This is a genomic window from Alteromonas sp. KUL106 (genome assembly GCF_009811415.1).
Lineage (GTDB): Bacteria > Pseudomonadota > Gammaproteobacteria > Enterobacterales > Alteromonadaceae > Alteromonas.
Genome location: NZ_BLIG01000015.1, coordinates 73,686 through 97,724 on the forward strand (window position 1 = coordinate 73,686; position 24,039 = coordinate 97,724).

General features: G+C 44.8%; 20 protein-coding genes. 12 read left to right on the plus strand and 8 right to left on the minus strand.

The genetic code is table 11. From position 1 onward, the window contains the following. Window positions 1–38: 38 nt before the first annotated feature. Together GVO63_RS05400 and gap are read right to left on the minus strand one after the other, a co-directional pair. Entirely contained in the window at window positions 39–890 is an 852-nt protein-coding gene (locus GVO63_RS05400) for a D-hexose-6-phosphate mutarotase (RefSeq protein WP_159489333.1), read from the minus strand. 185 nt (window positions 891–1,075) lie between these two features. Continuing rightward, window positions 1,076–2,071, minus strand: a complete 996-nt coding sequence (gene gap, locus GVO63_RS05405; RefSeq protein WP_105929733.1) for a type I glyceraldehyde-3-phosphate dehydrogenase — start codon at window positions 2,069–2,071, stop codon at window positions 1,076–1,078. 234 nt (window positions 2,072–2,305) lie between these two features. Here gap and malQ point away from each other — a divergent pair, with 234 nt between their 5' ends. The 5 genes from malQ (at window position 2,306) to msrB (ending at window position 11,360) form a co-directional block, all read left to right on the plus strand. Next, entirely contained in the window at window positions 2,306–4,504 is a 2,199-nt protein-coding gene (gene malQ / locus GVO63_RS05410) for a 4-alpha-glucanotransferase (RefSeq protein WP_159578410.1), read from the plus strand. A 176-nt stretch (window positions 4,505–4,680) separates the two neighbouring features. After that, the gene (glgB, locus tag GVO63_RS05415) at window positions 4,681–6,864 is read left to right on the plus strand and encodes a 1,4-alpha-glucan branching protein GlgB (RefSeq protein ID WP_159578411.1); all 2,184 of its coding nucleotides are present in this window, start codon (window positions 4,681–4,683) and stop codon (window positions 6,862–6,864) included. A gap of 31 nt (window positions 6,865–6,895) precedes the next feature. Beyond that, on the plus strand, window positions 6,896–8,983 hold the full coding sequence (gene glgX, locus GVO63_RS05420) for a glycogen debranching protein GlgX (protein ID WP_159578412.1): 2,088 nt from the start codon (window positions 6,896–6,898) through the stop codon (window positions 8,981–8,983). 280 nt (window positions 8,984–9,263) lie between these two features. Then, entirely contained in the window at window positions 9,264–10,817 is a 1,554-nt protein-coding gene (gene gndA / locus GVO63_RS05425; RefSeq protein WP_159489341.1) for an NADP-dependent phosphogluconate dehydrogenase, read from the plus strand. Window positions 10,818–10,931: 114 nt separating this feature from the next. Further along, window positions 10,932–11,360, plus strand: a complete 429-nt coding sequence (msrB, locus tag GVO63_RS05430; RefSeq protein ID WP_159489343.1) for a peptide-methionine (R)-S-oxide reductase MsrB — start codon at window positions 10,932–10,934, stop codon at window positions 11,358–11,360. A 161-nt stretch (window positions 11,361–11,521) separates the two neighbouring features. Here the strand turns inward: msrB and GVO63_RS05435 are convergent, their stop codons facing one another. Continuing rightward, window positions 11,522–12,403, minus strand: a complete 882-nt coding sequence (locus GVO63_RS05435; RefSeq protein WP_159578413.1) for a DUF2989 domain-containing protein — start codon at window positions 12,401–12,403, stop codon at window positions 11,522–11,524. A gap of 192 nt (window positions 12,404–12,595) precedes the next feature. Between GVO63_RS05435 and GVO63_RS05440 the strand changes: the two genes are divergently transcribed. The 7 genes from GVO63_RS05440 (at window position 12,596) to GVO63_RS05470 (ending at window position 21,143) form a co-directional block, all read left to right on the plus strand. Beyond that, on the plus strand, window positions 12,596–14,041 hold the full coding sequence (locus tag GVO63_RS05440) for a glyceraldehyde-3-phosphate dehydrogenase (RefSeq protein WP_159578414.1): 1,446 nt from the start codon (window positions 12,596–12,598) through the stop codon (window positions 14,039–14,041). A gap of 194 nt (window positions 14,042–14,235) precedes the next feature. After that, complete coding sequence (locus GVO63_RS05445; RefSeq protein WP_136782846.1) at window positions 14,236–15,375, plus strand: M14-type cytosolic carboxypeptidase; 1,140 nt, start codon at window positions 14,236–14,238, stop codon at window positions 15,373–15,375. Between the two features lie 109 nt (window positions 15,376–15,484). Further along, window positions 15,485–17,143 (plus strand): sodium:alanine symporter family protein, encoded by a 1,659-nt coding sequence (locus tag GVO63_RS05450; RefSeq protein WP_159578415.1) that lies wholly within the window; start codon window positions 15,485–15,487, stop codon window positions 17,141–17,143. Between the two features lie 249 nt (window positions 17,144–17,392). Then, on the plus strand, window positions 17,393–17,719 hold the full coding sequence (locus tag GVO63_RS05455; RefSeq protein WP_159489353.1) for a zinc ribbon domain-containing protein: 327 nt from the start codon (window positions 17,393–17,395) through the stop codon (window positions 17,717–17,719). After that, the gene (locus GVO63_RS05460) at window positions 17,720–18,013 is read left to right on the plus strand and encodes a YeaC family protein (protein ID WP_159578416.1); all 294 of its coding nucleotides are present in this window, start codon (window positions 17,720–17,722) and stop codon (window positions 18,011–18,013) included. Between the two features lie 46 nt (window positions 18,014–18,059). Then, window positions 18,060–20,924, plus strand: coding sequence for a DUF349 domain-containing protein (locus tag GVO63_RS05465; protein WP_236552065.1), 2,865 nt, complete (start codon window positions 18,060–18,062; stop codon window positions 20,922–20,924). Next, the gene (locus GVO63_RS05470) at window positions 20,925–21,143 is read left to right on the plus strand and encodes a hypothetical protein (RefSeq protein WP_159489359.1); all 219 of its coding nucleotides are present in this window, start codon (window positions 20,925–20,927) and stop codon (window positions 21,141–21,143) included. Between the two features lie 61 nt (window positions 21,144–21,204). Here GVO63_RS05470 and GVO63_RS05475 read toward each other — a convergent pair whose 3' ends face one another. The 5 genes from GVO63_RS05475 to GVO63_RS05495 form a co-directional block, all read right to left on the minus strand. After that, window positions 21,205–21,399: a hypothetical protein gene (locus GVO63_RS05475; RefSeq protein WP_159489361.1), complete on the minus strand. Its 195-nt coding sequence runs from the start codon at window positions 21,397–21,399 to the stop codon at window positions 21,205–21,207. 38 nt (window positions 21,400–21,437) lie between these two features. Then, complete coding sequence (locus tag GVO63_RS05480) at window positions 21,438–21,614, minus strand: DUF1328 domain-containing protein (RefSeq protein ID WP_159489363.1); 177 nt, start codon at window positions 21,612–21,614, stop codon at window positions 21,438–21,440. A gap of 496 nt (window positions 21,615–22,110) precedes the next feature. Next, window positions 22,111–22,752 (minus strand): phosphoribosyl-AMP cyclohydrolase, encoded by a 642-nt coding sequence (locus tag GVO63_RS05485; RefSeq protein ID WP_159578418.1) that lies wholly within the window; start codon window positions 22,750–22,752, stop codon window positions 22,111–22,113. A 403-nt stretch (window positions 22,753–23,155) separates the two neighbouring features. Beyond that, on the minus strand, window positions 23,156–23,734 hold the full coding sequence (locus GVO63_RS05490) for a hypothetical protein (RefSeq protein WP_159578419.1): 579 nt from the start codon (window positions 23,732–23,734) through the stop codon (window positions 23,156–23,158). Between the two features lie 25 nt (window positions 23,735–23,759). Continuing rightward, window positions 23,760–24,017 carry a hypothetical protein gene (locus tag GVO63_RS05495; RefSeq protein ID WP_159578420.1) on the minus strand — a complete coding sequence of 86 codons (258 nt, stop codon included), beginning with the start codon at window positions 24,015–24,017 and terminating at the stop codon, window positions 23,760–23,762. Window positions 24,018–24,039: the final 22 nt, after the last annotated feature.

The following is a 24,039-nucleotide window of genomic DNA, read 5'->3' on the forward strand; positions in this document are numbered from 1 at the left end:
ATACCCTTTAGCGGTGCACATTTAAACGATAAAGTGCTCTATTGCGGCACAATATTTTGCTGCAAAGTATGACTTTCGCCGGGCGCCAGTGTATGGCCTTGCGTTAGCGATGTTTCTACACACAGCATATGCTTATAGCCAAACGGATCCATGTCTGAAATAGACGCAGCGCCTTGCCACGGATTCCAAACTACTAGCGAATCATTGCCTTGTGAGAAAACTTCGGTAAATACACTGCCGTCCACTTCAATTTCAGCTTTTTCAATTGGCGCAAGATGAATTCGGTCTGTTTCACCAGTGATAGTGTAGGGCATTGGTGTAGGTTTTAGGGTCCACTCATCCAGCTTATCTTTATAGTCGCCTTCAATACCGTTGATTTGCGTGTGCTGGATATTATCCACTTGGAAATAAGTATGCAGGGCACAATTGAAATTGAACGGCACTACGCCGGTGTTTTCTGTGATAAGTGAAACTTCCAAAATTTCGCCGACCGCGATTACCATAGTGACAGTACAGTCATTTTCGAAGCCTTCTGCACGGGTAAAGCTAGGCGACAGCGTTATTGTCGTTCCCTTTTCAGTATCCTCAGAACTCACGAGTTTCCACACCTGAGTTCTTAAAAACCCATGGGCGGGTAGGGCACCTTTTTCTCTTCCGTGGTCATCACTGAACCAAGGCCAGCATACGGGAATACCGCCACGAATAGGGCGCTCGCCATTTAGATATGCATGTGGACTGACCCAAAGGCGTTCTTTGCCGTCCGCCTTAGGGACATACGATAAGATATGCCCGCCAAACAGGCTTACGCGTGCTGAAGCAAATGAATTGCTTACATCTAAAAAAGTAAGGCCATTAGACTCGCTAACGGTAACTGAGCTTGAAGGCGGCATAAGCACTCCTTAGAACAATACGAAAACAAAGAAATAAACGACGAGAAAGCGGAAGTCGCTAGAATATCGTTTTAATAGGCACAGTGGCTAGTAAAAACAAAAAAGGTGCAAACGCAATGTTTACACCTTTAGACTAACTCATCTTCTACAAAAACAGTTGAACTATTTTTGCAAAATAGTGGTTTTTACTTCGATATGTGGGCAACAAGGTCTAGAACCTTGTTTGAGTAGCCCCATTCGTTGTCATACCAAGATACAAGCTTAACGAACGTATCTGTTAATGCGATACCTGCTGTGGCATCAAATACAGACGTACGTGCGTCACCAACGAAATCGTTAGATACAACAGCGTCTTCTGTGTAACCCATGATACCTTTCAAGTCACCTTCAGAGGCTTCTTTCATCGCAGCACAAATTTCAGCATAGCTTGCAGGCTTGGCCAGGTTAACGGTTAGGTCAACCACAGAAACGTTTGGCGTTGGTACACGGAAAGCCATACCCGTTAGCTTGCCGTTAAGTTCAGGAATAACTTTACCTACGGCTTTCGCTGCACCCGTTGATGATGGGATAATGTTCTGGCCAGCACCACGACCACCGCGCCAGTCTTTCATAGAAGGGCCGTCTACCGTCTTCTGAGTCGCTGTGGTCGCGTGAACCGTCGTCATTAGACCATCAACAATGCCAAACTTGTCATTGAGCACTTTAGCAAGCGGCGCAAGGCAGTTTGTGGTGCAAGACGCGTTAGACACAATGGTCTCGCCAGCGTAGCTATCTTGGTTAACACCCATAACAAACATAGGAGTGTCGTCTTTTGAAGGCGCTGACATAACCACTTTTTTCGCGCCTGCTTCAATGTGCTTAGCAGCGGTTTCTTTTGTTAGGAACAGACCGGTAGATTCAACAACAACATCAACGTCTACTTCATTCCATTTTAGTGCTGCTGGATCTCTTTCTGAAGTGATACGAATAGTCTTACCATTTACAACTAGGTTGTTGTTATCTACTGTAACTTCACCGTCGAATAAACCGTGAGTCGAGTCATACTTCAAAAGATAAGCAATGTAATCTGTGTCTAGCAAATCGTTAATGGCTACAACTTCGATGTCGTTGCGCTCTGCTGCTGCACGCATTACTAGGCGACCAATGCGGCCAAAACCATTGATACCGATGCGAATTGTCATAACGTACCCCGATTGTTTAAATAAAATGAAAATAAATTACGTAAAGTATGGATCAAAATGCCATAATTAGCAAAATAAAAAGCAAAAGTGTTGCAAAATTACGAATTAATACTCTTGCAATCGTATTCAGATATCGTCGAGCTCATGTTTCTAGAATAATGTTAAAAAATTGTATGTGACGCTTGTGCTTTTTTGGATCACGCGTCTCTCACCGAACAACAGGAATGACAAACCATGACACAACAACTTCTGCAACAACTGGTTGAAATGCGGGGCATCGAAACCCATTACGTCGACGCATGGGGAAAACCTGCAACCATCGCAGAATCAAGTAAAGCAAAGTTGCTTAACACACTTGGCTATGACACCAGCAGTGATGAAAAAATTCAGTCGCAAATTACGCAAGATATTACGTCGGTATGGTTGTCGCCGCTCAATCCTGTTCAGGTCGTCCGCAACACGCAAGCGATTATTCTTACTGTCCGTCTTCCCATAGAACTTGTTAGCGACGAGCATACGCTTACCATTACCTGCGAGAACGGCGATGTAAAAGCACACACGTTTACGCCAGTCGATCAAGAAATGACGACCATGGCACACATTGACGATGTTGAATTTCATGAATACGTTGTAACTTTGCCTTTGGATTTACCTCTCGGCTATCACGATGTTGTCTTAAGCGCTGATGACGATGAATTCGCTCGCTCTCGTTTGATCGTGGCGCCTGAAGCATGCTACACGCCAGAGAGCATAAAAGAAGGAAAGAAAATCTGGGGACTAAGTGTCCAGCTTTACTGTGTTCGCAGTGAAAAGAATTGGGGAATTGGAGACTTCTCTGACTTAGCATTACTTATTGAAAAAGCAGCGGGTGTTGGCGCAGACTTTATTGGGCTAAATCCGATCCACGCGCTTTATCCAGCGAACCCAAATGCGTGTTCCCCTTACGGTCCAAGCTCTCGCCGTTGGCTAAATTACTTATATATTGATGTTACGGCTATCGATGGTTACGACGATGCGTCAGTACAAACGCTGGTTAATAGTGACGACTTTAAGGCGACATTTGAACACGCACGTAACGTTGAACATGTCGATTACGAGGCAGTGGCTCACCTGAAATTGTCTGCGCTTAAAGCGGTGTTTGAGGTTTACGATAGTAAATATCTTCGAAAAAACAGCAAACAAAACAAAGCGTTTAACGCGTTCGTTGAAGCCGGTGGTGAAAGCTTAGATATGTTGGCAGTTTACGATGCGCTGCAGTCGCATCTAAAAGCCGAAGGTAAAGAAAGTTGGGGTTGGCCGGTATTTCCGCAAGACTACAAAGACTACCACAATCCAGCTGTCGAAAAATTTAAGCGCGCAAATGCGCAAGACGTAAAATTTTATCTGTTCCTTCAGTGGATTGCGGCGCAGCAACTTGAACTAGCGAGTCGTAAAGCAACAGACGCTGGAATGACCATAGGCCTTTATCGGGATTTAGCCGTTGGTGTAAGTGAGGGCAGTGCAGAAATTTGGGGTAATAAAGATCTTTACTGTACCAATGCGAGCGTGGGCGCGCCACCAGATATTCTGGGCCCTCTTGGTCAGAATTGGGGCTTACCACCGATGGACCCACGTAAGCTTTACGAACAAGGCTACCAGCCAATAATCGATTTATTTGCTTCGAATATGGCATCATCTGGGTCACTACGTATTGACCATGTGATGGCGCTATTGCGTTTGTGGTGGGTAGTAAAAGGCGACAATGCAAAAGACGGTGGCTATGTATATTATCCCGTGGACGATTTGTTGGGTATTCTCGCACTAGAAAGTCATCGAAACCAAAGTCTCGTTATTGGTGAAGATTTGGGAACGGTGCCAGAAGAGATCCGCAGTAAGTTGGCGGATAATGGTGTCTATTCTTATCGTGTATTCTTCTTTGAACAAGCTGAAGACGGTGGTTTCTTCTCGCCTAGCCATTATCCTGTTCAGTCAATGTCAACCTTGACTACACACGATATGCCGACACTCATCGGTTACTGGCATTGCCTGGACCTTGAGTTAGGTAAAGAAATTGGGCTTTACCCAACGGATGAGATTCTTCAAACCTTGTATGCAGACCGTCACCAAAATAAGCAAGAAATTCTCAATACGCTACACGGTCACAGTTCAATTGGAGATAACGTAGGTCAGGATGTTAATTATACGGGTATGAACCGTGAACTTAACAATGGTATGCAGGTGCATATGGCCGGAGGCTCAAGCGCATTATTGAGCCTTCAGCTAGAAGACTGGTTAGAAATGGATAAGCCGGTCAATATCCCTGGGACGTTCAACGAGTACCCAAATTGGCGCAGAAAACTCACTGAAAACATTGAGTCTCTGTTTGAAAGACATGATATTAACGAATTAGCGTCTAAACTTACTCTGGCAAGAAAACAAGCAAGCCAAGGTTAGGGAGCGTATTCCCCAATATCATTATCAAAGAAAAGGTAATTGATAGTTGCCTAGGCAACTTAATCGAGTAAGATAAAGTGCCACTAGGGTGCTTTTGATAGAGCTTGAACGCAATAAAGCGTACTCAAGCTCTCAATTCAACCCGCTGAAATGCGGGTTTTTAATAGGAGTAGCGAATGCAATTAGCGCAGCAGTTTGAACAGGCTTCATGTTCTCAACCGTTTTCCCATCTAGGTGTAGTGACAAGTAAACAGGACGTAGTCATTCGAGTATGGCGTCCTGATGCGAGTGAAGTCACGATTAAGTGGGAGAATTCTGCGCTGAATGATTTAACGCTCTCTTCAAACAATGGGCTATTCGAAGCCCCACTACCTGAAAATTACAACGGTGAAGTCTATCGCGTTATCGTTAACGGTTCGGCCAACAACAACGGCTATATTGACCCGTACCAGTTCGCCGAACAGGCTTACCATGCCGTGCATTACATTGATAGTGCACCGGAAAATTTATACAAGCAAGCAGGGGCGCAACTTGTCACGCTAACGACGTCTCAAAGTCATATTGTCAGCGGTGTAAGGTTTTGTGTCTTTGCGCCGAATGCTAGCGCCGTATCTTTAATAGGCGATTTCAATCAGTGGGATGGCCGTATGCATCCTATGGAAAAAACGTCTATGGGATATTGGGTGCTTTTTGTACCAGAACTGGCTGAGGGCGAGCGCTACAAGTATCAAATCAAAGATGCACATGGCCACGATTTACCGCACAAAGCCGATCCGCTTGGTTTCAGTGCAGAACAATATCCATCACACGCGTCGAAAATCTTCAATCACGATAATTATCAGTGGAAAGACAGCGTGTGGATGGAGCAGCGAGGCAAAAATAAATATCAAAGCCCTATGAGCATATATGAAGTGCATTTAGGCTCATGGAAACGTCCAGGAGATAAGGCAAACGCCCGCTACCTTACTTATCGTGAACTCGCTGATGATTTGATCGACTACGTCAGTGATATGGGCTATACACATTTGGAACTGCTTCCCATTTCTGAGTTTCCGTTTGATGGCTCGTGGGGATATCAGCCCGTTGGCATGTTTGCGCCTACCAGTCGTTTCGGGAACCCCGATGACTTTAAATACTTTGTCGATAGATGCCACCAAGCAGGGATTGGGGTTATTATCGATTGGGTACCAGCTCACTTTCCAGAAGATGGACATGGGTTAGCCAGATTTGATGGTTCTTGTGTCTATGAATATGAAGACCCGCGAAAGGGCTGGCATCCAGACTGGAACTCTTGCATTTATGATTTTGGCAAAGATACAGTTCGTCAATTTTTGGTTGCAAACGCACTGTATTGGCTAGACAAGTTCCATGTTGACGGTCTCCGTGTAGATGCCGTTGCATCTATGCTCTATCTGGATTATTCCCGTAACCACGGCGAATGGATCCCCAATGTGGATGGTGGTAACGAGAACTACGAAGCCATCAGTTTGCTTAAGTGGATGAACGAGGAAGTGTATAAACATTTTCCTGATGCCATGACTATTGCTGAAGAGTCTACGTCGTTCCCCAAAGTATCACGACCGCTATTTGACGGGGGCCTAGGCTTTGGCTTCAAGTGGAATATGGGGTGGATGCACGATTCTTTGCATTATATTGCGAAAGATCCGGCATACCGCAATTATCACCACGGCGATATCACCTTCAGCATGGTGTATGCGTTTGATGAAAACTTTGTGCTACCTATTTCACACGACGAGGTCGTTCATGGAAAGGGGAGCATGCTGCATAAAATGCCCGGTGATGAATGGCAGCAGGCGGCGAACCTACGGTGTTACGCGGGTTTTATGTATGGTCATCCGGGTAAAAAACTTAATTTCATGGGTAATGAGATTGCGCAAGCTCGTGAATGGAACCATGACAGCAGCCTTGACTGGCACCTCTTGGATTACGACAAGCACAAGGGTGTTCAGGCGCTTTACAAAGCGCTTAACCATCTGTACACATCAACGCCTGCGTTGTATGAGCAAGACCATAACCCTGCTGGCTTTGCTTGGTTAGATCACGGTAACGCCGGCCAAAGTGTTGTGTCATTCATTAGAACTTCAAAAGACGCAAAACAGAAAGTCTATGTTGTGTCGAACTTCACTCCGGTTCCGCGTACGAACTTTAGGATAGGTGTCGATGAAGCCTGTTCACTGTCGCTGGCGTTGAATACAGATGCCGGCGAATTTTGGGGTAGCAAACATGATGTGGTCTCAACGGTAGAGACGCAAAACACTCCGTGGAACGACCGCCCATATTCTGCAGAAATAACATTGCCGCCACTGTCTACCGTGTTTTATGTAACCCACTTGGATTAAACCGTTGAGCTATGTGTAAATTGAGAACGTTGTGAACGAGATGCAAACGACCGCGCTAATTGAAATAAATGGAATAGGCCAGCCGTATCCACTCGGCGCCTCGCTCACAAAAGAGGGATGCAATTTCGCTGTATATGCACCAGACGCGAAAGCGGTGATAGTGTGCTTTTTCACGAGTGATACTGAAGAAGCGGTAAGTGAGCACCCGTTACCTGAAAAAACAGGAAGTGTTTGGCATGGCCATTTCAGTGGCGTTAGTGCAGGCCAATACTACGGATATCGCGTTGAGCGTGGCGAGGGCGGTTTGCACTCAGTGCCTACAGATAAACTGCTTATCGACCCTTATGCAAAGAAGCTCAGCCGCGCAATAAAGTGGGATGCAAGGCGTTACAAGCACGACTCTCAATTCATGATCCCAAAGTGTATCGTCATAGATGAAAGCGAATATGCCCTAAGCCATGCGAGTGCGCCAGTCATTCCCAAACACAAGCGTATTGTCTATGAGGCTCACGTAAAGGGTCTCACAAAGCTTCACCCCGATGTTCCAAAAGAACACAGAGGTAAATTTATAGGGGCAGCACATCCAAGTGTTATTAATCATATAAAAGCGCTAGGTATTACTACCGTGCAGTTTATGCCCTTGTGTTCATTTATGCCTGAGCCTTTTATTACCGACAAAGGCCTCACCAATTATTGGGGTTATAACCCCGTGAACTTCTTTGCGCCGGAGCCTCGCTACGGGGTGTCAGACGCTCTCGCAGAGCTAAAACAAATGGTCGATGCGTACCATAGCGCTGGCCTCGAAGTCATTGTTGATGTGGTATTTAACCATACTGCAGAAGCAGGCGAGGGTGGGCCTATTTTATCGTATAAAGGTCTTTGCCCTTACCAAGCTTATTTGCTTGAACAGACTAAAACCGGTGAGCTCGTCTATTCAAACCATTCAGGCTGTGGCAATACGGTAAACACCGCTCAGCCATTCATGATGGGCCTTATCTTAGATGCAATGCGTCACTGGGTAACAGTTATTGGTGTCGATGGCTTTAGGTTTGATTTAGCTGTTTGTTTAGGGCGAGAACCGCAAGAGTACAATAAAAAATCCGGGCTGCTACGTGCAATCAGCTGCGACCCGATTTTAAGAGATAAAGTGCTGCTTGCTGAGCCTTGGGATATCGGCCCAGGTGGTTATCAAGTTGGTAATTTTCCGTCGCCATGGCTTGAGGTCAACGACAGATATCGGGACACCGTTCGGGCATTTTGGCGCGGAGACGATGGCTTTACAGCAGACTTTGCGACGCGATTAATGGGCTCCAGAGATATATTCCACAAAGGCTCTCGACACATTAGTACATCGGTTAACAATGTAACGTATCACGATGGGTTTACGCTGCACGACATGGTGACCTACGCCGAGCGTCATAATTTGGATAATTTAGAAGACAACAGAGATGGTCATGGTCACAACCTTTCCGCTAATTATGGGGTAGAGGGGGAAACTAACGACGAATCAGTTATAGCCATGCGTGAGCGCCAAAAGCGAAACCTCTTTGCTACCTTAATATTTTCACAAGGTACCCCCCATATTCTTGGCGGAGATGAGCTTAGCCGTACGCAAAATGGAAACAACAATGCGTATTGCCAAGATAATCCTATAAGCTGGTTGAACTGGGACCTTAACAAACGCAAGCAGGATTTTCTCCGCTTCTGCCAATATGTTATTCGCCTGCGTCAATCGTCTTCTCTGCTCAGTGAGCTGAAACTGCATGATGATGCCTTTACTTTGTCTCGAAATGTAAAGGAAATAAATTGGTACAAGCCTGACGGCTCAGACAAAGCATCTGAAGATTGGAACACCCATCACAATAAGGCCTTTGGCGTTGAAATAAAGGGGTGCGTCGTCGGGGAACAACGACCTGAACACTGGTTTTTATGTGTAAACGCCAGCGAAAATGACGTTCGTTTTCACTTACCGTCCGTGCTTCCTAAGGGGGGATGGACTATGCATTTGGATACGCGGTACAGCGCTTTAGAAGAGCAACCCTCAATTTGTATTCAAAAAGTGTTTTTACAAGCGAGTAAATCACTCACACTCTTTAGTTTTGCCCAGTTTACAGGGTAAGACGCAATTTATGCTGAGTGAATGTACAGTTATCGTCAGTGCTCGCTCATGCTTTTCAGGTGGAAAGTGACGAAGTCTTTACCTTTGTCGATATTTCATACAGCATAGGGCAGCACGCTTAAACTTAGGGTTAAAAATTAGAACCCATTAACCTTTAAGACCCATTTATGTTTACCGCTGGTGATATTTACACCAGTGCTAACGAAAAAACGATGTTTGACTGTTCATTATTCTTTCAGGTGGTATCATGCGCAGCCATCTGAAATGTGAGGGTGTTCCTATGCAAAAGAAAGGTGGTAATTCGCACGACGACAAGTCCTGTGATATTGGTTTTATCGGTTTAGGGGTAATGGGCAGTAACCTAACCATGAACCTGGTGGACCATGGCTATCGCGTCGCTTGTTTCGACTTAGATCAAAATAAAGTTGAGTCTATTTTAGCTAAAGACAAGAGCGAAAGAGCTGAAAATACTGAGCCTCGTGTTGAAGGCTGCAGTTCCTATACCGAGCTTTTGAGTAAATTAAAAGCCCCTCATTTGATTATCATATCCGTGCCTGCGGGCGATCCAGTTGATCACGTATGTAATCATCTTATCGATGCGGGTATCCACGCTGACGATATCGTTGTCGACACAGGTAACAGCTTGTGGACTGACTCTGTCGCCCGAGAAGAGCAGTATAAAGGTAAATTTATATTCTTCTCTACCGCCGTGTCAGGGGGTGAAGTGGGTGCACGTTTTGGACCGTCTTTAATGCCGTCGGGCAACCCCTACGCGTGGACTCGCATTGAACCTGTTCTTAAAGCCATTGCCGCCAAAGTTGACCCTGAAACCGGTAAACCGTTAGAAAGTCATACACCAGGGGCGCCGGTACTCGAAGGCGAGCCCTGTGCGACTTACATAGGTCCGGTTGGAGCAGGACACTATGTGAAAATGGTGCATAATGGTATTGAATACGCGGACATGCAGCTGATCTGCGAAACTTATCACGTTATGCGCGAAGCCCTGCATATGGCGCCAGCTGAAATTGCAGAAGTATTCCGCAAGTGGAATGAAGGTAAACTCAACAGCTACCTGATGGAAATTAGTGCTGAAGTGCTTGAGCAAATGGACCCCGAAACCAATCAGCCACTCGTTGATGTCATCTTAGACAGGGCAGGACAGAAAGGTACGGGCCTTTGGACTGCTGTGAGTGCACTTCAAGTAGGTAGTCCCGCACAAACGATTACATCAGCCGTATTCGCACGGAGCATCTCTAGCTTGAAAGACGAGCGTGTAGCTGCGAGTAAAGTGCTAACCGGTCCTGATGCACCAACGTTTAGTGATGCTGAAAAGATGTCTATCGTTAATAAGCTAGAGCAAGCGCTCTACTGCTCGAAAATTTGTGCATACGCGCAAGGTTTTCAGCTAATGGCGATGGCGGGTAAAGAACACGGTTGGACACTAGAATTTGGTGAAATTGCTAAAATCTGGCGTGCTGGCTGTATTATTCGAGCGGTATTTTTGCAGTCGATTTCCAAGGCTTATGAAAATAATGAAGACCTTGCTAATTTGCTGATGGATCCATTCTTTTCTGAACAAATAACGCAATTCCAGGCTGACTGGCGTGAATCTATTGCTCAGGCAACGCTTGCGGGGGTTCCTTGCCCTGCTATGATGTCCGCATTGAGCTATTATGACTCCTATCGCACTGCAGTATTGCCTGCCAACCTGTTACAAGGTCAACGTGACTATTTTGGCGCGCATACTTATCAGCGTGTTGATAAACCGGCGGGCAAGAAGTATCACATCGAATGGAGTGATCCAGCTAGGCCACAAACTGCTATCAAAAGGTAGTTGCTAACATTCATCGCTATCACTTACACGTCTGTGTTATGACGATTGTGGGTGGTAATCGAAAAAGGTGTATTTGTTATCAGATACACCTTTTTTTGTTTGAAGAGGTAAGGTATGTCGACAGATAAAAATGAAAATGCGTCTAAGACTATGAAGGACTGGAAAACAGAACTCAGTGAACAGGAATATTATGTTTGCCGCGAAGCTGGGACCGAGCGGCCTTTCACTGGGGTGTTGCTAGATGAGCAGCGAGATGGCGTGTATTTATGTAAGTGCTGTGAAGCACCATTATTCCCTTCTGACACTAAATTCGACGCGGGATGTGGTTGGCCCTCTTTTTACAAGCAGCTAGATGAAGGGAATGTTGACTACCGAGAAGACTTAACGCACGGGATGCGTAGGGTTGAGATATTCTGTAAAGCGTGTGGCTCGCACTTGGGGCACGTTTTTCCTGATGGGCCAGCGCCAACGGGCCAACGTTATTGTGTCAACTCACTCTCAATGACATTCAAAAGTGAGGATAACGTGAAAGTAAGAGGGTGAGTCCGCCCGTCTGCTGTGCCGCTGAGCGTGACTAAGGTAAACATCTGATTAAAAATTGACCTTGCGCGAGTCGGACGTTTTTAATTTAAAAAAAAACCGCGTATAAATCGCGGTTTTTTTGATTATTTATAGATAAAATTGTGTAACTAAATTTCAAAATGTTACAGCTTATCCAGCTTCAGCGCGTTTGCATCGAAAGTTACGCTCTTCAAGTTACTGATTATTTCATCGACAATGTCATCGAGAATTTCGGTAGGAAGATCATGCATTTCTCCCAATTGAACCCGTTGATTTTCACCGAGTCTGTCATCGAATGCTTCTGCTACGCCATACCACACATAAGCACGTCGATAATTCTCTAAATCCATTCCAATAGCGGCAAGAGAGTAAAAAACACTGACATCAATATCATCACTGTCAGTATACAAACTTAACGCGCGATGTAGGGTTTCTGTTGTTCGTTTCAAATCTGTTTTTATCTGAACCGAAGCCAGGGATACCAGCAAACTAGGGTCGGTAACACGATTACTCGCAGCATAGCGTTCAAAGCGATGAAATGCGTCTTTGTCGTTAAAGCGAGTCCAATGATAGTAGGATAGGTAGGGATCAAGGGAGTCCTTTGTTTCCCTGCTGAGACGTTTAATTTCTCGCTGGGCAGTAATCACGCCTTTTAATCGCGTGGCCTCTTTTCCTTTTCGCTTTACGTGTTCAATGTGCTGTACTTCTTCAACACAGGTTAAGTATTTCTCAAAGTTTAATAACAGAGGATATTTGTAAGCATCATCCTTTGTATCTTGGTTGTAGTAGCGAAGTCGAATAATTTCAGCACGCTCAACGCGACAACGCGCGTCTAAACTCAAATCTAAACAAATTTCACTGTGTGATTCGCAAATCTCGCTAATGGTGGGCTCGAACAGATCGCCACAGCCGCTTAGAGAAATGAGCGCCAGCCCAATCGTCGATAGCCGCTTTTTTGTTGGAAACTTACTAAATAAATTCTCCGTTGTGCGCTTTTTTATGCTGGTTTTGAAACTTATCAACAATTTGGTCTTCCTAACTTGTTTATTTAATATATCGCTCGTCACCGTCAGACGAAAAACTCACCTAGTGTACCCTAAAAATAATAAAAAGCTGACGCGTAATTAAGATTTGTTGCCCGTAAATTCGCCATAACGCAATGGTAGAACAACGGCCATCAACAACACCGTTAATTTAATTTCGATGAAGGCAGAAGCATGAATCAACAGTTTGAGCAGGAATTACAAAGCAGCTGGCAAGAGCGTCAGGAATACGCAGAAATGATGTTGCCCCTTATTGGTAAGCTTTATCGCAATAAGGCCGTTGAAATTTCGGTTTACGGACGCTCATTATTGAACGCCAGTGCGATTGACGTTATCAAAGCGCATCGCAAAGTGCGTCTGCACGAAGGAATTAAGTTACGTTTACGCGAAAGCTATCCTATTTTAGAAGCGTTGAGCAACATGAAGCTTGCGCCAGCGCAAATCGACATTGGCAAACTGGCCTTCGACTTTCACTTTGGTTCTGCGGTTGACAACAGCGACCTTACGGCCTACCTCAACGAAAAACTAAACGACGTTGTGAATAAAGAGGACGATCAGAAACCTCAAGACGTTGTACTTTATGGTTTTGGCCGTATAGGTCGTTTACTTGCTCGCCTGCTTATAGAGCGTCAAGGTAAAAACAACAAGCTTCGTTTACGCGCCATTGTGGTGCGAGGCGGACGTGATGGCGACCTAGAAAAGCGCGCGAGCTTGCTCCGTCGCGACTCGGTACATGGTCCATTCAACGGCAGTATCACGGTTGATTACGAACGCAACGCATTGAAAGCGAACGGCTCTTACATTCAAGTCATTTATGCGAACAGCCCTGATGAGGTCGATTACACTCAATATGGTATCGATAACGCTATCATTGTAGACAACACGGGTATTTGGCGCGACCGCGATGGTTTGGGTCTTCACCTTAAGGCGAAAGGGGCGGCGAAAGCCATCCTTACCGCACCGGGCAAAGGCGACATTAAGAACATAGTACACGGTGTGAATGACGAAGAAGTAACGCCTGAAGATACTATCGTTTCTGCTGCAAGCTGCACGACTAATGCGATCACGCCAGTACTTAAAGCACTAGATGAAGAGTATGGTATTGAAAACGGTCACGTTGAAACAGTTCACTCTTACACAAACGATCAAAACCTAATCGACAATTACCATAAGGGCGACCGTCGAGGACGTAGTGCACCACTTAACATGGTAATTACGGAAACGGGCGCAGCGAAAGCGGTGGCTAAAGCGTATCCGAAATTGGCGGGTAAACTTACGGGCAACGCTATTCGTGTGCCTACACCTAACGTATCGCTAGCGATTTTAAACCTAAACCTTAAAACGCAGGTGGATCGTATCGCAGTTAACGAGTTTTTGCGGGATACGGCTTTGTTCTCGAAACTTCAGCATCAAATTGACTACACGGCAAGTAAAGAGATTGTTTCTACTGACTTAGTCGGCTCTCGCGCTGCGTCGGTTGTTGATTCACAAGCGACGATAGCTGCAGACAACCGCTTAACGCTTTACGTGTGGTATGACAACGAGTTTGGATACAGCTGCCAGGTATTACGCGTTGTGCGCGATATGGCTGGCTTGAGCTTTCCTACGTTACCGCTTTAAATGCAAAGCATGAAAAAGCCCCGTTTTTGAAAAACAGCGCTTTTACCTGTTCAAAAAACCGACCCAAGTGGTCGGTTTTTTAGTGGTGTAAACATTTTGTATACTTCCAGCGAGATAAAACCCGCTGAGTGCGTGGAATTTGTGTTTATGTCTATGCTAAATTAGCGCGCAAATAATTAGGAAAACGACAGTCTATGCATATTTCCAGTCAATTCGACAGCGGTAACATTGAAGTAGTTAGCGCACAATCACCTGACGATATTCGTCTAACCATTCCTAACGACAACCAATCTGAATTTGCACAGTGGTTTCATTTTCGTTTAGTGGGCGAAACCTTTGTTACGCACACAATGACGATTGGCAACTTGGCAAAATCAGCGTATCCAGAAGGTTGGAAGGGATATAATGTTTTAGCGTCTTACGACCGTCAAACCTGGTTTAGAATTCCTAGCGAATTTGACGGGGATAACCTGACGTTTTCATTAACATTGGAACAGCCCAGTGTTTATTTTGCCTACTTCATTCCCTACAGCTATGAGCGTCATCTTGATCTTGTGCACGACGCGCAAATGTCATTGCTTTGTGAGCACAAATTTTTAGGTCTCACGCTGGATGGCCGTGATATGTCTATGCTGGTGATCGGTGAAGAAACGCCTGAAAAGAAAAAAGTGTGGATCACGGCCCGTCAACACCCTGGCGAAACCATGGCCGAGTGGTGTGCGGAAGGTATAATCTACCGTCTGCTTGACGAGCAAGATGGTTTGGCGCGACAGTTGCTTGATAACGCGGTGTTTTACATTGTACCGAACATGAACCCAGATGGCAGTGCACGCGGCCATCTGCGCACCAATGCTGTAGGCACCAACCTTAACCGCGAGTGGGCAACACCTTCGAAAGAAAAAAGCCCGGAAGTTCTTTATGTACTCAACGCAATGAGCGAAATTGGTGTCGACATGTATCTTGATTTGCACGGTGATGAAGCATTACCGTACAACTTTGTAGCAGGAAGTGAAGGCAACCCTAGTTACAATGACACGATAAAGATGCTTGAAAACACGTTTAAAGATGCGCTGTTAAATGCAACGCCTGAATTTCAAGACGAGTTTGGTTATGATAAAGATGAGCCTGGCAAAGCCAACTTAACCGTTGCGTCAAATGCGGTTGGCGAAAAATTCAAATGTATGGCGTATACGGTAGAAATGCCATTCAAAGACAATGCAGATGTGCCGGACGACATTTATGGATGGTCGGTACAGCGCAGTCGTCAATTAGGTGAAGATTTGCTTATTGGTGTGAATGCTGTGGTTAAAAAGCTGAAAGCATCAGAGCAATAAAATAAGAATTAGGAAGCGTAAGCCTCCGCATTAAAGGCCTCGACAAACAGAGGCCTTTTAATTATTTAAATAAAACAACAATTAAACATAATAAAAAAGGGGAATAACGTTGGAAGGGTTATATGGTTTTCTGACTATGCTCGATGGATTCTTAGGGGGCGCGTTCTGGTTTCCTTATGTACTGTTAGGCGTGGGTCTTTTCTTTACGATTTATCTTAAATTTCCGCAAATTCGATTTTTTAAGCACGCTTGGCAAGTGGTTACCGGTAAGTTTGATAAAGAAAGCGATCCGGGCGACACCACACATTTTCGTGCTCTCACAACCGCCCTGTCTGGTACGGTAGGAACAGGTAATATTTCTGGTGTTGCCTTTGCGATTTTCCTTGGTGGTCCTGCCGCACTATTTTGGATGTGGGTTACGGCCTTCTTGGGTATGACTACCAAGTTTGTAGAGGTGACGTTATCTCACAAATACCGAGTTAAGACCGAAGATGGCACCATGGCTGGAGGCCCCATGTACTACATGGACCGTCGACTTAACATGAAATGGTTAGCGGTGGCGTTTGCTATAGCAACAGTCGTTAGCTCGTTTGGTACAGGTAACCTTCCACAAAGTAACGGTATTGCGCAAAGTATTGAAGCTACCTTTGGCTTTGAACCATGGATGGTAGGCAGTGTATTGGGAATTCTTCTTGCTCTTGTTATTCTTGGTGGTATCCAGCGCATTGCGGCTTTCACGGCACGTGTTGTTCCTGTAATGGCTGTTATTTACCTTATTGGTGCGCTGGCCGTTATATTCGCAAACCTAGACAATATTGGCCCTTCCTTTGCCGCTGTTATTGGAGATGCGTTTACCGGTTCAGCCGCCGCAGGGGGGTTCTTAGGCGCCTCGTTAGCTTATGCATTTAACCGTGGCGTTAACCGTGGCCTGTTTTCAAACGAAGCGGGTCAAGGCTCTGCACCTATTGCGCACGCTGCGGCGAAGACAAAAGAGCCAGCGTCAGAAGGTATGGTGTCTCTGCTTGAACCGTTTATCGATACTATTCTTATTTGTACTGTTACGGGGTTGGTTATTCTTTCGTCAGGTGTTTGGAAAGAGAAGCACGAAAACGTATTCGACCGTTCTGACATGTACTTTGTTGCCGGTCAGTACGATGATTCCAACCAAGCTGATGTTGATAAATTATACGGTTACCTTAACGAGATAGAAGGTAATGTGGTTGAAGCTTATACCGGCTCTATCACTGTTGTTAACGGTACTGCGGTAAGCGATGGGTTTACACTGCTTAATGCTCGCTCAATAGCTGAGGACGTTAAATACTCCGTAGGAAGCGAAGATTTATTTACGGGCACCCTTAAAATTGTTGATGGTAAACCGGTAAAAGAAAACTTAGAGGTGAGCGGTAAGTCGCTGGTTCACTCTGCAGCGCTTACTACCATTGCCTTTACCCGCGGTTTCTTTGGCGATTTTGGTCAATACATCGTATCAATTGGGCTTATGCTTTTTGCTTTTTCAACGGCAATTGCGTGGTCTTACTATGGCGACAGGGCGATGACCTATCTTTTAGGGCCGCGTTCCGTTATGCCGTATCGCGTTATCTATGTGGCGGGTTTTGTATGGGCCGCGTTTTCAGACACTACATTGGTCTGGGCACTGTCAGCGGTTGCGATTGTTGTTATGACCTTGCCAAACCTGTTTGGAATTATGCTGCTTTGCAAAGAAATGAAAGAGACCGTAAATGACTATTGGTCTCGCCATAAGAAGTAAATAAAAACCAGCTTATACACAGACCTCATAGACGGTGTCGTTTGAGGTTTGTGCAGTAAATGAGCGTTTGAAATTGCGCGACGGTGCTTCATTAAAAAAGTGAACGCCTCGCGCATTTTTTATGTCAGATTTTATCCTCATAATCGACTTCATTGTTGTGCCGAACTTAAGTATGATACCCCTCCGCGTATAACTACTGGTGTTAATAGCGTCAGTTTCCATTTCGCACCCAATAAATAGGAGCAACATATGGCATTAGTTGACTGTCCTTCATGCAATAAGAAAACGTCAGACAAGGCTCAGGCGTGCCCTCACTGTGGTTTTAAAATTGGCGACGCCACGTCAGAAGACATTGAACGTAAGCAAAACTTACAAAAGTTTAAAAAGTTACAGAGTATCCAGAACCAGTCACTCCTTGCTATGCTTGTGTTTGTTGCGAGTTTCGGTTTTATGTACTGGGGCGGAACCCGCCCGGGTGACTTGCAGCATAACCTAGCTATTTTGGGCGCAGTGGTAGGCTTTGTCTGGTACTTAGTAAACCGTGCGCGAATTGTATATATAAAGCGTTTGTCCTAAATGAATATAGATACACTTGTAGCCAGCATGACGCCAGAAATTTATGAGCGTCTGCGACAGGCCGTTGAAACAGGAAAGTGGCTTGACGGTACGCCACTAAACGAAGAGCAAAAAGCGAGCAGTATGCAGGCCGTTATGCTTTATCAAGCTAAAATTGAAAAGTCTTCAGAGCATATGACTGTGGGCGAGAGCGGCGAGATTGTTCATAAAAGCAAAGCCGACTTTAAACGTTCATTACAAAATGAGCAGGATGATAAAAATACAATAGCGCGGTTCAAACAGGATGATATTTAGTCGTATATTTACGCCTTCACACCAAAGCCCAAAACCTGAAAAACGAATGCAGGCAATTGAAAGCCTCTCTCCAGAAAAGGCACAGGAAAAAACAATTCTTCATGAGCTTGCCTTTAATGACGAAAACCCAAACGTAAGCTTGGCTGCGTTAGAAAAGCTTAATAGCTTCGTTTTGTGGCTCAAGATGTCGCAAATTGCGAAGCAATCTCGTGTTAAAAAAACCGCGGAGTCGAAGGTTAATTCAGCGCTGTTGAATGAAGGGGCGCTCTCACTTTCTCCCGAAGAAAAATTTTCATTTTTGACGGAAACTGCAAGCCCAGATCTTGTCGTACAGCTGTTGCCTAAGATGAAAGAAAGAGACGCCAGCCTTCTAAGCGACGACGTCTTAGCTCAAGCACTTATTGATAAAGTTAACAAGCCGTCATTCACACATTATGTGTTTTTAGAAGGGGCAAGTGCGAGTTTACAAACACAGATAATTAATGCCCAGTCTAATGTCTCAGATTTGCAGAAATTGGCAAAGAAAGTGTCTGATGCTGACCTTTTATCCAAAATCAACGCCCGTATAGACGCAATCAAAGAGGCCGAGCAGCGCCCAATTGAACTCAAAAAACAACTCACGTTAACACTGTCTAAGTTCCAGGCACTACTTGATAAGGCCGACGTTGAGGTCGTTGAAGAAAAACGTCGCGAACTTGAGAGTGAGCTTTCTGGGCTATTCACCCAGATTAATTTACTCACACAGGATGAGCGTGCAGAGTATGAAGAAAAGCGAAGCCGCATCGGCGAGCAAGTAGAACGCTATCTAGCCCGCATTCGACCTGGGTGGGAAGAGAAGCAGCGAGCCGCTCAGCTTGATAATACAAAGGCGTTGTGTGAACAACAGCTGACCCATGCTAGTAAGCAAGTATCGTGGCTCTACGATAGCCGACTGTGTGAAGCAACGCTTGCAGATGTCGCTACTGTAAACGAGAGTGTTCGTGGCGTTGAAGCCACACTAGAGCAACTCGCTCGTTTGGGTAAGGACACATCTAACGAAAAGCGTATACGAGAAATATCAAAAGCGGTAAATCAGCTAAACGACAAGCTTGAACGCTTTTCGATGCAGCAACATTACGGACAAAAGCTCCTTATTAAACTGCAAACCCTTGAGGGTATTGTGGCAAAAATGACAAAACTCTCTGGTGGAGAAGCGGACAGTGTTTTAACGAACGCAGGCATCACAGAGGCAAGTTCATCAAATGAGGCGCAGTTAGACACTGACGAAAGTGTGGATAATCTTCAGGCCGCATTTCATAAAGCTCGCGATGACTACAAGGCGATAAGTCGTGAAATTGACGCTATCCCTGATGTATTATCGGCGCGTTACAAGGCTGTGCTTAATCGCGCGAATGCCAAAGAGCGAGCGAACAAAGTAAAGGAAAATGAGCAGGTTAAGAACGCTAGAAAACAAATTAGTGTAATCGACAATCTTATCGCTCAGGGCAAATTTCGAGTTGCGATTGCGAAATTTCAAAAGCTCGAAGAAAGTTACAACGTGTTATCGAGTGCGGCTAAAAAACATGTTGAGAAACGGTTTGAAAAAACGGCGGAAGAAGTCACTCACCTAGAAGGGTGGCAAAGTTATCTTGCAGCGCCTCGCAAGCCCGCTCTTGTTGAAGAAGCAAACGCGCTGGCGTCGACAATTCCAGATGATATAAAAGCGCGAAGCGAAGCGATTAAGTATCTTCGCAAACAGTGGTTATCACTGACGACCGCGTCAGATAACAACGCCACCGATAACGGTGACGATAGTTTGCAACAGCAGTTTGACCAGGCGCTTGAAAAGGCGTTTGAGCCGTGTCGAGCGCACTATGCAAAACTCGATGAGCAACGTCTACAAGCGCAAGAAAAGCGCCAATCCATTATTGCGTCAGCTAAATCGCTCGACACCGAAATGCCAGAAGCCGAATTAGTTAAGGTTTTCGACAGAATTGCAAAGCAATGGCATGCTGCTGGCCAAGTGGAGCGCGATACCTACGAGCAACTTAAGCACGAGTGGAAGGCGGTATCATCGCCTATTCAAAATAAGATTCGAGTTTGGCAGAACGACAATCAAGCACAGAAACGAGCATTAGTTTTACAAGCTCAGCAACTTGCTAATGAAGAAGACATTGCTGCTGGTGCAGACCAGGCTCAGGCATTACAAAAGCAATGGAAGCAGATTGGGCATGCTGGAAAGCGAGAAGAAAGTAAGCTTTGGTCAGAGTTCAAAGCGGCAAATGATCGAGTTTTCGAACGCGTGAAGGCACAAAGGAAAAACCAAAATAACGCGTTGAATGCGCAGGTTGATTCGCTGCTTACTCATATTGAAAGTATCGATATAGAAAGCCATGAAGTTGATTTCAGCGAATCGGTAAGTAAATTAAGAGCGCAACTTTCTGAATTGCCCAAGCCGCAGCGCAACAAAGTTGAAAGAAAGCTAGAATTGATTGAAAGTAAACGCGAAGCGCTAGAAAAAAGCGCGCAATCTCAAGCACAATTTGACAAAGCGCAAGCACTCATATCACTGCTGAAACTAAGCTTAGGCGAGGGAAGTGATGATGAGCAAATGCTGGCTGAAAGATTAGGTAAGCGCTGGTCAAATTTGTTTCAACAGTCTGACGGTCACATTCGATTACAGCATGACAGGCAATGGCTAACGGTTGCTTTGGAAGTAGCGTCTCATATGCCAAGTCCTGATGCCGATGCATCAATAAGGTCAAGTGTTCAGTTACAAATGATGACAGCAAAACTGGAGCTCGGAGAGTCCGCCACTGCGTCTGAGATTTTAGCCGATTGGCTGTCATATGATGTGCTAGGCGTTAAAGACAAGATCTTCACTCAACGTGTTATTGCCATTATAGATGCACACCCGGAGGTAGTGGCTTAAATGGATAACGCTGTTGAATATGAGTTTGAGACAGAGATGTCTGCCTATCGGTTTTTAAATACGGTCAAACATCTTGATGCTGATGGATTAAAGGTTAAGTTCGGACGATCTGACCATCATGTACACGTTAAATATCGCTATATTCTGGGAGAGTTTGACTCGACCCTCTCGACACTTGATGATCTTGCTAGAGATTTGGGTGGAGAGGAAGTGACCTAGCGTTCGTTATGTTAAAAAAAAAGGTCAGACATTCGTCTGACCTTTTCATAGAGAGACCCTACTAGCAGTCTTTATCTTCAGCATCTACGCCTTCTTTCACATCCTCGCACGCGTCTTCAACAGCATTGCCGGCATCGGTAACCATCTCATCAAGCTCTTCGCCTGCATCTTCCGCTTCGCCGTCGCCGCATGCAGCTAGCGATAAAGCAAATGCCGATGCTACTAGTACTTTCGATAAATTTTTAAATGAAAACATATCCTTACTCCTTTTTCCTATTTAATTACGTGTTGATTTTAGACTCTTGGTGCTTTGCCACGTAGCGCGTTAGCGATCAGTGAGATTACAAGCAATGCGATAAACACAAAAAACAGAAATTGCGCTATACCTGTTGCTGCACCTGCGATGCCTCCAAAACCAAAAACTGCTGCAATAATGGCGATGATAAAAAATGTAATTGCCCAACCTAACATAACTAAGTCCTCGTATTGCTTCCGTTAATTTCACAATGACTAATGCTAGCTTCGTGCCTATTTTTTAAGTTAATGATATTTAACATAAATATCTGTTTTCAGGATTTGTTTGATCGATAGTGCGTAGATATTTAAAGTCACGATTACATAAAAGGCTGCATATTTTACATGCCTGCAAGCGCTAAATGTTAAATTCAAATCTGCGTGTCTATCTCCTTTATTTAGGCCACCAAACCAAAATTGCCACTTTCCATCACTACTTGTATCGCCGGTAATTGCTAATGCATTCCAAAATCGGAAATCGTTATTCGCGAATGTTTGAACACCTGCAAGTGTTAGGAATAATAAGAATAAGGCGTATTGGGGGAACTTAGATTTTGTATTTATCGTGTTTTCAACATATAAAAAAAGAGGCAGAGCGGAAGGGAAAACCGCGCTGCCTTAAGAAAGGAGAGGGACTCCTTAGGTATGTAAATACTCAGGACGCAAAGCTTACTTAATTACCATTAGGGTTGTAAGGTAACGATGACTGATGAGCAACAATTCTGAGGTCGCCGTCACTGTCCTTCACGTAGGCAAACGTGTATTCGACTTTCGTTTCTCCTCCCTTAGTGTCGGTAAAGAAGTAGTTGCCCATTGCTACCGCCATTCGACAGCTGTTATTTATAATGCCAACGTTATCGAATTTGACGTTTGTGTAGGGTTTAATCGCAAAGCCTTTGTCTTCTGAATAGGCATCGTTACCGCCGACAAAATAGGAAAGCGCTGCGTCAAAGCTCGAACGAAATTGATCGTTAGCAGCCAGTGTGGGCTTGAATAACACACTGCTCAAATCATAACCATACATATCTTGTATAAAATCGGCCGCCTCGGATGAGTAATCCCCATCGTTACTAAATACTGCACCAATTCTTACAATGCCATCTCCCCATTTTCTCTGGGCAGACACAACTTCCCGTTCTGTAATGCACTCATCAGAGTACAGTAGTGCGTTATCTAATGCGTTTGCCTTTAGTACCGGAGCGTTTGACCCAGCATAATCCGTTTGTGGTTTCGCGACCGCACTGCAACCTGTAACTAATAAAACTGTAGCTGCTGCAACTGCTGTCTTTGTCATCACTGTATTTAGGTTTTTCATCGCTGACTCCTTAGTCATATGCAAAAAAATTACTGCTGTACCCGTATCACTGAGGAGATAGGGGCTTATAAAGCTGCTTTGCAGTTCATGTGACTAATGATAGATATTGTTGATGACGAAGACTTTTGTACAACATTAATAGAAGATTAACGGTACATTAAAAGCAAAAAAATCCGACAGATAGAGAAATAAGCGATTTAATGAGCACTCAGTTTTATGGCTTCGTCGCCTACTTCTCAGCACGGGCATTGTGTTAGCACAAGATAATAGAGGCAGGGTGGGGAGTTAGTTTAAGCAATCCAATTTCTATATAGATAGGATTTAATTTTTGTTTTTTGTAGCGTGACTGCGAGAAAACCCGTGTCGCTTTCTCGCAGCAAAAAATTTTTTGGGGGGCTTACGTTTATTTTATTTTTTTTGGTTCTAATGGTTCAGATAATATTTCTTGAACCGTAAACGCATTTTTCCCCAGGCTCGTCATGTCGTTCGACATTTTTACGTCTATGGTGAAATAGATATCGTTTATTTGAGTTTTAACGATGTCGTTAGCGTTAGGCACGGCCATTGGTTGAGCCACTTCGTCGCAGCCTGACATTGTGCACTGTTTATCAGTCTGAAAAGTAGTGACCTTATCGTTATTTGCCACTATCTCTCTGGCTAAAATCGGCTTTTTATCCACGTTGGTTTTTACGATGGCAAGATAGGAAAAACCTTGTGAATTTGCTATTTCAGCAGCGCGATGCAGCGCGTATTGTTGAACGCGATCCGCCGGTGTCTTGTCCGTTGCTTTAAAAAGCACTTGTATCTCATTATCAGAAAGCTTTTCGCTAGAATAACCGTACGCGGCCTTTGAGTTTGCCGATTTATATGGCGTAGGCGCTGCCACTGGGGTAGATGAACAACCTGCTATCGCTAGGGCAAATGAAACCCCGACAGCAGCCAATGTTACGCGTGTTTTTTTGACTATAATTTTATCGTTCATCTCACATACTCCTTAAGTACTGTGATCACTGAAATATTGACATCAACGCTGTTCGACCTAAGGCCATTATAGCTTGATTGCGCTTCGCTTTTGGCTTTGCATCAACAGCGCCTTTGTACGCGCCCAATGCAGAAATTCCCAGAAGAATTTCAGGCTTTCCCATCAGTAACCTACATTGCCTCTTTGCTTGAGTAAGTGCAATGTCTGCGTGATGCTTTTGAGAAAAGTAAGCATGCTCTTTTTGAGCAATGTCTTGCATGTTTGCTTTAAGAAAAATGTTCATTGATTTCACCTGTGGTTTTAAC

Coding starts and splice junctions, on each gene's coding strand:
- GVO63_RS05400 (WP_159489333.1), bottom strand. CDS start 890: ATGCCGCCTTCAAGCTCAGTTACCGTTAGCGAGTCTAATGGCCTTACT.
- gap (WP_105929733.1), bottom strand. CDS start 2,071: ATGACAATTCGCATCGGTATCAATGGTTTTGGCCGCATTGGTCGCCTA.
- malQ (WP_159578410.1), top strand. CDS start 2,306: ATGACACAACAACTTCTGCAACAACTGGTTGAAATGCGGGGCATCGAA.
- glgB (WP_159578411.1), top strand. CDS start 4,681: ATGCAATTAGCGCAGCAGTTTGAACAGGCTTCATGTTCTCAACCGTTT.
- gndA (WP_159489341.1), top strand. CDS start 9,264: ATGCAAAAGAAAGGTGGTAATTCGCACGACGACAAGTCCTGTGATATT.
- msrB (WP_159489343.1), top strand. CDS start 10,932: ATGTCGACAGATAAAAATGAAAATGCGTCTAAGACTATGAAGGACTGG.
- GVO63_RS05440 (WP_159578414.1), top strand. CDS start 12,596: ATGAATCAACAGTTTGAGCAGGAATTACAAAGCAGCTGGCAAGAGCGT.
- GVO63_RS05445 (WP_136782846.1), top strand. CDS start 14,236: ATGCATATTTCCAGTCAATTCGACAGCGGTAACATTGAAGTAGTTAGC.
- GVO63_RS05455 (WP_159489353.1), top strand. CDS start 17,393: ATGGCATTAGTTGACTGTCCTTCATGCAATAAGAAAACGTCAGACAAG.
- GVO63_RS05460 (WP_159578416.1), top strand. CDS start 17,720: ATGAATATAGATACACTTGTAGCCAGCATGACGCCAGAAATTTATGAG.
- GVO63_RS05465 (WP_236552065.1), top strand. CDS start 18,060: ATGCAGGCAATTGAAAGCCTCTCTCCAGAAAAGGCACAGGAAAAAACA.
- GVO63_RS05470 (WP_159489359.1), top strand. CDS start 20,925: ATGGATAACGCTGTTGAATATGAGTTTGAGACAGAGATGTCTGCCTAT.
- GVO63_RS05475 (WP_159489361.1), bottom strand. CDS start 21,399: ATGTTTTCATTTAAAAATTTATCGAAAGTACTAGTAGCATCGGCATTT.
- GVO63_RS05480 (WP_159489363.1), bottom strand. CDS start 21,614: ATGTTAGGTTGGGCAATTACATTTTTTATCATCGCCATTATTGCAGCA.
- GVO63_RS05485 (WP_159578418.1), bottom strand. CDS start 22,752: ATGAAAAACCTAAATACAGTGATGACAAAGACAGCAGTTGCAGCAGCT.
- GVO63_RS05490 (WP_159578419.1), bottom strand. CDS start 23,734: ATGAACGATAAAATTATAGTCAAAAAAACACGCGTAACATTGGCTGCT.
- GVO63_RS05495 (WP_159578420.1), bottom strand. CDS start 24,017: ATGAACATTTTTCTTAAAGCAAACATGCAAGACATTGCTCAAAAAGAG.